Genomic DNA, 10,880 nt, shown 5'->3' with positions numbered 1-10,880 from the left:
CCCTTCCCCCCTATACGTCCGCCCGCTCCCTGCAAGGACACAGAATTAGCCCCCGTGGCGCCCAGAATGGCGGCCGCAATCGTTGGGGGATCGAACTTAAGGATTATGCCATGTCTCGCCGCTGCGAACTGACGGCCAAGGGCCCCCTCGTCGGCCACAAGGTCAGCCACTCCAACATCAAGACCAAGCGCCGCTTCCTGCCGAACCTGGTCAACGTGACCTTCATCAGCGAAGCCCTGGAGCGCAACGTGCGCCTGCGCGTCTCCACCAACGCGGTCAAGAGCGTCGACCACAATGGCGGCCTCGACGCCTTCCTGCTCAAGGCCAAGGCCGACTTGCTGTCGCCGCGCGCCCTCGAGCTGAAGCGCGCCATCCAGAAGAAGGTCGGCCCGACGACTGCACCGGCCAAGAAGGCCAGCTAAGTTTTTCAGGTTTGGGCGGGGGCTAAGTTGCGTCGCGTGGCGTAGGCTTAGCCAAGTAGAGTTTGCGTTGCGGCCGGATCGGAAGATCCGGCCGTTTTTGTTTATGGGGGTCCTCAGATCGACACTTGAACGGAGGACACAAGTGCACGCTCGAACTCCGAAAGAGCCTCTATCTGGCTTAAATCGAGTCTGCGGAGCTCACTAAGAGTAACATCAAGATCCCTCCGGTTCAGATATGGAGAGAGCTTCGCCGCAATCTGAATCGGTATCCCATACTCGTCCAGCGCCGCGATTGTCCAAGGTAGAAATAGATTCTCGGCTGCCTCGCAATAGACACCGTAGTCAGGCCTGGCAACCTCAAGGCGCTCCGCAATCTCCGCGATTATCGCATTCAGAGCAGTTAAATCTCTCGGGAATTGAAAACTCACCACATTACGCACGATCTTTAAGGCCTGATCGACTCTGTCTGAAATCGATTGTCCCGCCCGTGCACCTTCCGCCACCGCTCGCAAATAGCCAGTGAGCCCCTCTGCCCGACTGAGCGTATTTAGATGCCAGGCCAGTTCTCTTCCGGAGGTAATGCCAAGGTCTCGCAAACGAGGCCCCGCCAATTCATCGACGATCAATTCGCAAGAAGCGATCAACTGAGGTTGCTTTGGGAAACCGCGCCAGATAAGCGTCGTGTCCCCATTGGCGAGCAAGTCATAAACCTTTCGCGCGACCTTATTCTGAACATCAGGGTCAATTGATCCGTTGAGGCGCAGCGTTTCGGCGGAAAGAAAGCTGCTTTCTATGACTTCATTTACTCGCGCACGTGACAGCTCCGAGAGTTCGCTGTCGCCTAGCTGAAGCAACAGAGAGATCGGCGTTTCTTCTGTCTGCTCGCCAATCGGCGACTCCACGATCACCTCGTCATCTGCAGGCGGTTTTTCAAGAATGTAGACCTGCCCTACGAAATAAGTACCCATGCGGCCAGCACGGCCTTGAATATTCTTGTACGTGAAAAAATCGAGAAGGCTTCGATTCCTTCGACGATCATACACAATCACATTTTTAGCCGCAGTGTTCACGCCCTCGATAAGGGTCGACGTACAAATAAGAAACCTAATCGCGCCTGCATTAAACATCCGTACCATGTGTTGCTGAAGCGCACGCGGTATCCCTCCATGATGGAGCCCAATCCCGTGCCGCATCGCTTCCACTGCTTGCCACTCCGGATGATAATTTTCGGCCATCCAATTCGCAGTGGCCGCGCAAGACACGTCCTTGCTAACTGCGATAGTACGAACCAACCGAGCCGCCACTTTTGTCGCGCTGCCGGGCCCCTGGCAGTAAATTAGCGTCGAGTCATTTAGAGACGCTGCAAGTTCGACGAGCTTATTCGGCCTATCGTCGCCGTTTCTCGGCAAATCAAACTGAACAACATCAACGGCTACTGTGGAATAGTCCGAAGGAATGAAGTGAAACTCATATTTGTCCAAGCCCTTAATTGCCTGAACGTTCGGGCCAAGCAGATAAAATTGGGCATCCGTTGCAGCGAGTTGGTGAAAAGCTAAATTCAGATCGATTGCACGCTGCTTATCATCATCACGCCTCAGATCGAGCTTGTAAAACTCGTCGACGACGAAGAAGTCTACATTCGAAAGGTCAATCCTCTTTCGCACACGCTCCTGCGTAAGTATGTAGATGTTTTGTCTATCCGAGCGAGCCACTTGAGATGGATGCGTTATCAGATTGCAGCGATCTCGAAATTTGTGAGCCAACCGTCTTCTAGTCTCGTCGATCAAGGCGAGCGTTGGAACGACGATCGTCAGCTTTTTGAACTTCTCTAGAGCTATTATTGCATCGATCAGCAAGCTCTTGCCGACACTCGTGGATGCACTCAAGACAACGTTAGAGCCCGCCTTTAGCTGATAGTATATTCGTGCTTGCAGACTATGAAAGACGGCATCCAGGCCATCCGGTCGATGCAGCTCGTAGGCTAGGAGGTCTTCGTCCTCCACAGCATCGATCATTGGCGAAAGATATGGGTAAAGTCCGACTGTCCGAACAAGTGATGCCAAGATTTTGGTTTCAAATTCACCGCAGAGATGGCGCCGTGCGAGCGTCCGAATGACGAGGTCTCTCCCCTCGTTATGAGTCTTTTTGTCGTTAACCTGGCTAGCAATCTCACTAAGGATACTGAACATCTCGGATGGCTGAAGCTCATCCCGAGCGAGCCACTCTTTGACTTGATGATAATTCATGACAGTCCAACCTCTCGTTCGAAGCGAGAAGTCAGCACCGACAAATCCTCGACCGGCACAAAGATAAGATGGATTTTGACTTCCGAGATTCGCTCAGGCAGCGTCGTAAGACAGCGAGATGCAAGCCGCGAAATTTCAGTTTCGAGCCGACCCTGATAGTCGTCGGCATATCCAGCTTGAAGAACTGCGCTATCGTAGGCGATCAAAACAGGTACACAAATTATCTCGATCATCCGATCAATCGATGCGCCTTTGTTGAAAGCGCTCCACAAAGCGCTCGAACTCAAGTGCAGGGGCTCTCGTAGTTGAATTATTGCCTGCTTTTCCTCTTGCAGAACCTCGGTCTCGATAATTTCAGAGACCTCGCGAACAATTTTAGCGAAGAACTCACTCTCGCTCGTTCCATCATATAGATAGGTTCGCCCCAGCCAAAGCTGATCGCCGGCACCATCGCATATGATGTGTGCATTCCTTGTTATTCGGTCTCCGAGAACAGACCTATGAAAAATCTTGCACGCGACCGGTTCGCTTCCGAAATAGTGGCGTAAGATTGCGTGAAGCAGCGCTTCTCCAAGCAACTCTGAGCCATTTAGGTTGCGTTGAGCGCGAATAGCGCGCAGCCCTGCCTCTAGCTTTTCGCCCAGATTTAGCTGATCAATCTCGACAAGTTCGCTCGCTTTCAATGAAAGTTCAGCAATCCAAGTGACGAGATATTTTGAAAGCTGCTCCGATCGCCAGACTTTTCGCTCGTATTGAGCGTCATATCCGAGCGAACGCCGTTTCCCTAAGGGATACTTTACGTCGTGAACTTGGACAAAAAAGCGTGCACCACGAGTTCGATAGGGTTTAGCGTGCGCTGTCGCAGTTTTCTGCACAACATCAATCTGGCTATTCCACCAAGTCAGGATTGCAGGTCTAGTGATTATCTTTTGGGTCTTGTCGCGCCTGCTTGCGGCTGCCGCTTCATCGACAAGATTGAGCAGATCGAGATAGATGCGCTTAACCTGAGAATATGATGGGCTGTGGCCTTCCTGCTCAGACAACCTGCTGATGAGCTGGAGATTTTGGGGCTCTATATATTCCAGCCCTGACCGAACATCCCACACTGCGTTGAGCGTCCAATAGGACAAATCGTGGCCGTTCGCCGAGAGCGTCTTCGGATGCTTCGCTTTAAGTTTCTTTGCTAGAGCAGCAATCTCCCCGGCAGGGTCACGTCGTTCGAGTGGGTCAAGCAGTGCGGATAGAGTAGAGTTGACGGAACGCCTGGTCACTATTCTGAAGCGCGCACTGCCCTGGTGCTTGTCGGCCAAAAGCGACTTTTCAATGAGAGAGCTTTCTGTTTTCTTGTTTGCTCGATCTGTAATTTCCTTTGACGTCCACTTCGTATCGCGATCCGTAGTTTTTACCTGAACGTACTCGGGAATCTCCGCCCCGTTGTCGCGAAGGATCCTCGTAATATCGTCGCTCGTCTCGCATTCGACTTGCAAGACGTTCGGATCGCCGATCATGTCCAGAACAAACGAGGCCGCGACGTGGTCTTGATATTTAAATCCGATCCGAGCAGCGACGCCGCCAGCGTCCGAAAGGTCGTTCACGAAATGTATCCTGTACGCAGTTAGAAGGACCGACGAGCTAAATGATTTCAATCAATCGTTGAAAGCGATTCTGAGCAAGAACTTATTGGTGCATTGGAGAAAAGTACACGCAGGAACCTAGACTTAGGACCTAAGACGATTCCGTAGTTCTACGGCGCCGTTGGCATCGTTTTAGGAGCCGGACGCAAATAGGCATTGTACGCTCCATCTGCAGCGTCCGAAATTTTCGCTATACTCGCCCCGGTAGCATCACCTGGAGGGGCCTACCGTGGACCACCCAGCCAAACCCGCACCGAAAAATCTCGTCACCTCCTGTGACGGCACCGGCAACGAGACTTCGGAGAACATCTCCAACGTCCTGAAGCTCGATCGCTGCCTGCGCAAGACGGACAAGATGCAGCCGCGGCAGGTGGTGCCGAGCCGACCCCCGGGATCGCAGAGTGGCGGGCACCCGTAAACACCCCCCGCCCGCGTTAACCGTCCATTAACCAACGCATCCTAGCCTGCTGTAATCGTCCAGCCATCATTAGCTCGAAATGCCTTCCCGGTTCGCTCCAGGAGAAGCGCCGATGTGCGTTGCGTTGTTGACCTATGCCGATCTCAGTGCCCGCCTCAATATCTCGCGCGAGGCCGCGCGGTCGCTGGCGCGACGACGCCGGCTGCCGCGCTCGCGTTCGGATGACGGCAAGGCCCTGGTGAGCGTTGATCTCGCCGAGCTCCAGTACACACCCCGCCCGCGACGTGCCCGCCGGGCAGACCCCATCGCCGCCTCCATGGCAAGGATCGAGGCGGTAGAGCCATTTCCGTTCCGACGGGGTCGGAACGGGGCTCTAGATTCTTATTCTGACGCGTTTTCTTCACGCGAACCGGTATCCACTTCGCTCGAAAACGCTCTAGAGACCGAGTCCTTCAAGGCGGAGATCGCGCGGCTCGAAGACGTCGCAACCGCCTACAGGGCCGTGTTCGAACGCGAGCGGGAGCGCGCCGATCGCCTCGTCGTCGAGCTGCAGCAGGCGACCGCCGAGACCATGGCAGCCAATGCGTGGGCGGCACGACTGGAAGACGAAGTGACGGCGCTGCGGAGCGATCGCCGGGGCGGCTCGATCCCGGGACACGCCGCGCGTCGATTGGGACATCTGGCCGCCGCCATCGTCAAAGCAGACCGCGCGGCTAGCAGGTAGCACTCGAAGACTTTCTCCATCCCGGCTTGCCGGACCAATCGCGAGGGACAAATGGCTGGCAATATCGATATTCATGAAATGAAGGCCCGCATCGTCGTGTTCGGTGTCGGCGGCGCAGGCGGCAATGCCGTCAACAACATGATCACGGCCGGGCTGCAAGGGGTCGAGTTCGTGGTCGCCAACACCGACGCGCAGGCGCTGGCCATGTCGAAGGCGAAGCACCTCATCCAGCTCGGCACACATGTCACCGCAGGCCTCGGCGCCGGCTCGCAGCCGGAACTGGGCCGCGCCGCAGCCGAGGAGGCCATCGATGCGATCCGCAATCAGTTGACCGGCGCGCACATGGTGTTCGTAACCGCCGGCATGGGCGGCGGCACCGGCACCGGAGCTGCACCCGTCGTCGCCAGGACCGCGCGCGAGCTCGGCATTCTCACGATCGGCGTGGTCACCAAGCCGTTCTACTTCGAGGGCCAGCGCCGCATGCGCTTTGCCGAGGCCGGCATCGAGGAGCTGCTGAAGACGGTCGACACCCTCTTGATCATCCCGAACCAGAACCTGTTCCGGGTGGCCAGCGACAAGACCACGTTCGCCGATGCCTTCGCCCTTGCCGACCAGGTGCTTTACTCGGGCGTGGCCTGCATCAGCGACCTCATCGTCAAGGAAGGCCTGATCAATCTCGATTTTGCCGACGTCCTCTCCGTCATGAAGGAGAAGGGCAAGGCCATGATGGGACGGGGCGAGGCCTCCGGCGAGAAGCGCGTGCTCGCCGCCGCCGTCGCCGCGATCTCCAATCCGTTGATCGAGAACCCCTCGATCAAGCGCGCCAGTGGCCTCATCATCTCCATCACCGGCGGCAAGGATCTCATGCTGTACGAGGTCGACGAAGCGGCCAGCCGCATTCGCGACGAGGCCGACCCGGACGCCAACATCATCGTCGGCGCGTCCTTTGACGAAAGCCTCGAAGGCATCGTCCGCGTCTCGGTGGTGGCGACCGGTATCGACAATCTCGACCCGGCGCAGGCGCTGCCGGTGGAAACCGCCCTCACGCAGCTCGCCGGCAGGCTGCGCAACGACAGCCGCCGCATCGCCGATCGCATCGAGCGTAGCGCACCCGTTCCGCAACCGGGCAGCCCGCCGCTCCGCCCGCAGCCGCACCACCCCGTGGGGCCACCGGCACGGCCGGGTCTGGACCATGCGCGCCACGCGGCCGACCGGCCGCTCGATCCTTACGGCCGCGCCGCTGCGCGCAATGCGCCCGACGAGGCCGTTCTCGATATCCCGGCCTTCCTGCGCCGCGCCGCCAACTGAGGGGTGGCGAGAGCCGCGGTTGATTGCGTGGCGACTACGGAGTCCAACAACAGGTCGTCATCCCGGGGGCGCGATGAAATTGCTAGCTATGATGCGCAATGCGCATCGTAGCTCGCGCCAAGAGGCGCGCCCCGGAATGACGGAGTAAAACAACAACTTTCCACCCTCTCCCCTTGTGGGAGAGGGTGGCTTCGCGATAGCGAAGCCGGGTGAGGGGTTCTCTCCGCGCGAAGCTATTGCAGTGAGTTCGTGGAGAGATACCCCTCATCCGGCGCTTCGCGCCACCTTCTCCCACAAGGGGAGAAGGGAAAGCGGCCAGCCGCCGATGCTTCACGCCGCTGTGCTGCGCGGGCTCTCCGCGGTTTCCTTCTTCTCCGGTTCCTTGTCGCGCGACAGCCAGGCCGGAAAGCGAAGCAGGCGTTCGTTGGTGTCTTTCGGCAGCTCGACCGGCGGCGCTTCAACGGCCGAACTCGGCAAGTCCAGCGCTGCCTGTCCGGATCGCACCGCATCCGCACGCTGATCCAGTTCGCGCAGAAGGGGATCGAGCACGCTGTCGATCTCGGTCGCCACCGACACGAGGAAACTATTGAGCTCGCGCGCCTCGGGCACGACGGCCGCAGCCGATTCGATCGCGCTGGAGAGACCGTCGACGACGGGCGCAAACGCGCCGGCGGCTTGCTTGACTCGCGTCTTGATCATTTCGATCTCGCTCAGGACGCGCTCACGCTCCCGCCTTTTCTTCTCTTCCGAAAGGCGGGCTTCGATTTCGGCGATCTGCGCCGTCAGGGTCGTGGCTTCGGATGCGAGCGCATCGCGTCGTCCGCGCGCGCGATCGAGATCGCGGCTGAGATTGTCCACTAAGTCGTCCTTTCCGAACATGGCTTTGCTCCGTAGGACAGGCGCTTTGCCCTGTAGGACGGCCCTGGCGCGAACCGCCAGCCTCGCCACCGACCGGATGGCCGGATCGGCCGAAACAGGCATCAACTTCGGTCGCGTCACATGGGCCGACATGGTGATCCCCCCATGTCAACATTAGGCAACCGCATGGTTAACAAGTGGTTAATATCAACAGATGATGGGGCAATGGGGCTCGGTACCTGCGAGGCTCCCCCCTACCCCCGAAAATCGATGCTCCGCAGCACGATCCCCGGCGGGGTGCCCTCGAACTCCGTTGCCTGATACTTCCGTCCCACGCAGGCCTCGATGCGCTCGCGCAGGCGCATGAACTGGGCTTCGCGCTCGGCGGGTCTGGCGCGCGGGCCGCGCTCGAGGTCGTCCATCGCGGAGGTCGAGATCGCACAGGCGATCTCGGTGGCGCCGTCCTGCATCGAGAACTGGACGATGCCGCGGTCCTGTTCGTGGCCGATGAAGCGGCCGCTGGTGAGCGTCATGGGGTTACTCCTGTACTGCGCGCGTCCCGGCCTGGTGCGTCATTGCGCACGGGGAGCCGGGACCAATGACCCGGTCGGCTTGATTCAAGCACGCTGTGGCACGAGCATCTGCAACAACCCACTTCCGTGGCTATGGATCCCGGATCTGCGCTTCGCTTGTCCGGGACGACATTGTGCAGCGGCCGGCCTCAGCGCCTTTTAGAACGGCCGCCGAAGGCGGCCTACGCCTCTCCGCTGAGCCGGACGAAATCGTCGAACAGCGCGGCCACCAGCGCGCGGTGGCGGGTGTCTTCCACGGGCAGGCTCGCGGCATAGAGGTTGAGCAGATGGCGCGCCTTCACCGCAGCCTCCGGCCACGACACAGCCGGCACCGTCAGCATGCGGTTTTCCAGTTCGGCCTCGCGCTCGCGCAGATCCCTGACCTGGGATTCGACCTCGGCCAGCGCGCGGCGCAGATCTGTCGCCTTCTGCGCGGCCATGCCGCGGTGCTTGTCGAGATCGACCGGGATGTCAGTCATGAATGGCGCTTGCCTCGATGCGTTGTGGCGTCGGCGGGATCTATCGGGCCGAGGCGGAACGGATGCCTGGATGTCATGATGTCGTGCCGCGAGCGGATGGTCATGCACGCCTGCTTTTCGCGAAGTGTGCCCCCAAGCCGACACCGCGGTGCCAAGCATGCGCCGGTTGCAGGACGATAGCCAGCACATTCGTCGCCCCGCCGCCGGCGCCAACGCCGCAGGCCGGCGCCGATGCGTTAGTCCTCGCAATCGCCCTGCCGCAGGCGTAGGGTTGCTGCATTATCGCGCATCGACCGATGATTGACGGTGACGTTGCGCGGCTCGGCCGAACCGGATGAAGTCAACCCATCACAGGAGACGGAAATCATGGCCAAGGGACAGCAACGCAGCAATCGCGAAATCAAGAAGCCGAAGAAGGACAAAGCCAAGGCCATCGCCGCGGCACCGAGCCGCAAGGACGTGGCGTGGCAGCCTGAGATCGGCGGCCAGGGGAAGAAGAAGTAGGGCGCAGGCGCTGCCTTCCCTTCTCCCCTTGTGGGAGAAGGTGCCTTGCCGAAGGCAAGGCGGATGAGGGGTTTTTTCCGGGAATTCTGTCGCGAGAGATTCATGCGCGGTGACAGACCCCTCACCCGTCTCAATCGCGCGGAGCGCGATTGATCCACCCTCTCCCACAACAAGGGGAGAGGGGACGCTCCTTGCGTCTCTTCTCCGTCGCGCTTTTCCGCTATACTCGCCTCGGTAGTATCACCCGGAGGCGCACCTCGTGGAGCACGCCCACACCACCGTTCCCAAACCCGAGCCGAAAAACCTCGTCATCTGCTGTGACGGCACCGGCAACGAGATTTCGGAGAACATCTCCAACGTCCTGAAGCTCTATCGCTGCCTGCGCAAGACGGACAGGACACAGCCGCGGCAGATGGTGTTTTACGATCCCGGGGTCGGCACGGTGACGGAGCCGACGACGTGGCACCGGCTCAAGGCCAATATCAATCTGGTGCTGGGGCTCGCCACCGGCTACGGGCTCGATGACAACGTGCTGTCGGCCTATTGCTTCCTGGTCGAGCATTACGCGCCGGGCGACCGCATCTTCCTGTTCGGCTTTTCGCGCGGGGCCTACACGGTTCGCGTGCTGGCGGGGCTGATCCACAAGGTCGGGCTGATCAGGCCGGAGCAGGCGAACCTCGCAGGCTCGGGCCTCGTCGCCTACAAGCAATATTCCGGCACCGGGCGCGGCAACGACGTCGAGGATCTCAGCGACGTCGCCTTCGACGACCAGGGGCCGCTGCCGAAGGACCAATTCGATCTCGCCGCGCAGTTCGCGCGCATCACCTCGACGCGCTGGCCGACCATCCACTTCATCGGCGTGTGGGACACCGTGGCGAGCGTGATCGTGCCGCGGCGCGACAATCTCTTCTTCCTGTTCAGCCTGGAGGAGCTCGCCTTCACGCTGCGCAACCCCAGCGTCAGGATTTTCCGGCAGGCGATCGCGATCGACGAGCGGCGCTGCATGTTCCGCCTCAAGAAGTACTGCGAGCCGCAGGAGTTCTGGAGCAACCGGTATGTGCCCGACGAGAAGAAGGTGCCGCAGGATATCTTGCAGGTGTGGTTCGCCGGCGTGCACAGCGACGTCGGCGGCGGCTATCCGGAAGCGGAGAGCGGGGACTCGAAATATCCGCTGATCTGGATGATCACGGAGGCGGAGAAGGCGGGGCTGAACTTCAACCCGGCGACCATCAAGCAGCTCGCCTGGGGCATCCAGCGCAAGAACTCACCGTTCCAATATGTCGAGCCGGCCTACACGGGCAAGACGGGCGTGCTGCACAATTCGATGACGGCGGGCTGGCGGCTGCTGGAATATCTGCCGAAGAGCGCAAAGTACAAGGAGTGGCCGGAGCGCAAGGTGTTTCTCGGCTTCTACATCCCCGATTGCGAGCCGCGCCCCATCCCCGAAGGCGCGCATGTGCATGAGAGCGTGTTGAAGCGGATGGCCGTGGAGCCGGATTATCGGCCAGTGAATTTTCCGAAGGACTACGTCACGGTGCCGATGCCGGTGGGGCCGGGCGAGCAAGGGGATCTGGGCACGCTGCCACCCTCCCCTGGAGGGGGAGGGTCGGCTCACATGGAGCGCAGCGAAATGTGAGACGGGGTGGGGTGACAGTCTCTCCGCGGCCGCACTGCCCGTGCGGAGAGATCACCCCACCCCGCTCGCGCTGCGCGCG

The 10,880-nt window shown here is 59.8% G+C and carries 10 protein-coding genes and 1 pseudogene; 6 read left to right on the top strand and 5 right to left on the bottom strand.

The genetic code is table 11. The features are described from left to right. The first annotated feature begins 110 nt into the window (after nucleotides 1-110). Complete coding sequence (rpmB, locus tag CV770_RS39185) at nucleotides 111-422, top strand: 50S ribosomal protein L28 (protein ID WP_104466122.1); 312 nt, start codon at nucleotides 111-113, stop codon at nucleotides 420-422. A 113-nt stretch (nucleotides 423-535) separates the two neighbouring features. Here rpmB and CV770_RS39180 read toward each other — a convergent pair whose 3' ends face one another. Next, complete coding sequence (locus CV770_RS39180) at nucleotides 536-2,668, bottom strand: DEAD/DEAH box helicase (protein ID WP_104466121.1); 2,133 nt, start codon at nucleotides 2,666-2,668, stop codon at nucleotides 536-538. Next, nucleotides 2,665-4,263, bottom strand: coding sequence for a HamA C-terminal domain-containing protein (locus CV770_RS39175; RefSeq protein ID WP_161500083.1), 1,599 nt, complete (start codon nucleotides 4,261-4,263; stop codon nucleotides 2,665-2,667). Before CV770_RS39175 ends, CV770_RS39180 begins: the two co-directional genes overlap by 4 nt. Before the next feature lie 268 nt (nucleotides 4,264-4,531). Here CV770_RS39175 and CV770_RS39170 point away from each other — a divergent pair. The 3 genes and pseudogenes from CV770_RS39170 to ftsZ all read left to right on the top strand — a co-directional run. Further along, nucleotides 4,532-4,678, top strand: a pseudogene (locus CV770_RS39170) (phospholipase effector Tle1 domain-containing protein); the annotation flags it as partial. A gap of 154 nt (nucleotides 4,679-4,832) precedes the next feature. Further along, nucleotides 4,833-5,444, top strand: coding sequence for a hypothetical protein (locus CV770_RS39165; protein ID WP_201760239.1), 612 nt, complete (start codon nucleotides 4,833-4,835; stop codon nucleotides 5,442-5,444). Between the two features lie 51 nt (nucleotides 5,445-5,495). Continuing rightward, on the top strand, nucleotides 5,496-6,752 hold the full coding sequence (gene ftsZ, locus CV770_RS39160; RefSeq protein WP_104466118.1) for a cell division protein FtsZ: 1,257 nt from the start codon (nucleotides 5,496-5,498) through the stop codon (nucleotides 6,750-6,752). Between the two features lie 330 nt (nucleotides 6,753-7,082). Here the strand turns inward: ftsZ and CV770_RS39150 are convergent, their stop codons facing one another. The 3 genes from CV770_RS39150 to CV770_RS39140 form a co-directional block, all read right to left on the bottom strand. Further along, entirely contained in the window at nucleotides 7,083-7,631 is a 549-nt protein-coding gene (locus CV770_RS39150; protein ID WP_245453993.1) for a hypothetical protein, read from the bottom strand. Between the two features lie 233 nt (nucleotides 7,632-7,864). Further along, nucleotides 7,865-8,143: a DUF1488 family protein gene (locus CV770_RS39145; RefSeq protein ID WP_091959630.1), complete on the bottom strand. Its 279-nt coding sequence runs from the start codon at nucleotides 8,141-8,143 to the stop codon at nucleotides 7,865-7,867. Between the two features lie 221 nt (nucleotides 8,144-8,364). Continuing rightward, nucleotides 8,365-8,661, bottom strand: coding sequence for a hypothetical protein (locus CV770_RS39140; protein ID WP_091959627.1), 297 nt, complete (start codon nucleotides 8,659-8,661; stop codon nucleotides 8,365-8,367). A 300-nt stretch (nucleotides 8,662-8,961) separates the two neighbouring features. Here CV770_RS39140 and CV770_RS39135 point away from each other — a divergent pair, with 300 nt between their 5' ends. Together CV770_RS39135 and CV770_RS39130 are read left to right on the top strand one after the other, a co-directional pair. Beyond that, nucleotides 8,962-9,165: a hypothetical protein gene (locus CV770_RS39135; RefSeq protein WP_146101444.1), complete on the top strand. Its 204-nt coding sequence runs from the start codon at nucleotides 8,962-8,964 to the stop codon at nucleotides 9,163-9,165. 259 nt (nucleotides 9,166-9,424) lie between these two features. Further along, on the top strand, nucleotides 9,425-10,801 hold the full coding sequence (locus CV770_RS39130) for a T6SS phospholipase effector Tle1-like catalytic domain-containing protein (protein ID WP_245453992.1): 1,377 nt from the start codon (nucleotides 9,425-9,427) through the stop codon (nucleotides 10,799-10,801). Nucleotides 10,802-10,880 lie beyond the last annotated feature (79 nt).

The sequence above is a fragment of the Bradyrhizobium sp. AC87j1 genome, assembly GCF_002936975.1.
In the GTDB taxonomy this organism is placed as follows: domain Bacteria; phylum Pseudomonadota; class Alphaproteobacteria; order Rhizobiales; family Xanthobacteraceae; genus Bradyrhizobium; species Bradyrhizobium shewense.
This window is presented reverse-complemented; position numbering and strand designations above follow the sequence as displayed.

Bases quoted from the DNA above. Each gene is read 5' to 3' on its own strand.
- rpmB (WP_104466122.1), top strand. From the start codon at position 111: ATGTCTCGCCGCTGCGAACTGACGGCCAAGGGCCCCCTCGTCGGCCAC.
- CV770_RS39180 (WP_104466121.1), bottom strand. From the start codon at position 2,668: ATGAATTATCATCAAGTCAAAGAGTGGCTCGCTCGGGATGAGCTTCAG.
- CV770_RS39165 (WP_201760239.1), top strand. From the start codon at position 4,833: ATGTGCGTTGCGTTGTTGACCTATGCCGATCTCAGTGCCCGCCTCAAT.
- ftsZ (WP_104466118.1), top strand. From the start codon at position 5,496: ATGGCTGGCAATATCGATATTCATGAAATGAAGGCCCGCATCGTCGTG.
- CV770_RS39150 (WP_245453993.1), bottom strand. From the start codon at position 7,631: ATGTTCGGAAAGGACGACTTAGTGGACAATCTCAGCCGCGATCTCGAT.
- CV770_RS39145 (WP_091959630.1), bottom strand. From the start codon at position 8,143: ATGACGCTCACCAGCGGCCGCTTCATCGGCCACGAACAGGACCGCGGC.
- CV770_RS39140 (WP_091959627.1), bottom strand. From the start codon at position 8,661: ATGACTGACATCCCGGTCGATCTCGACAAGCACCGCGGCATGGCCGCG.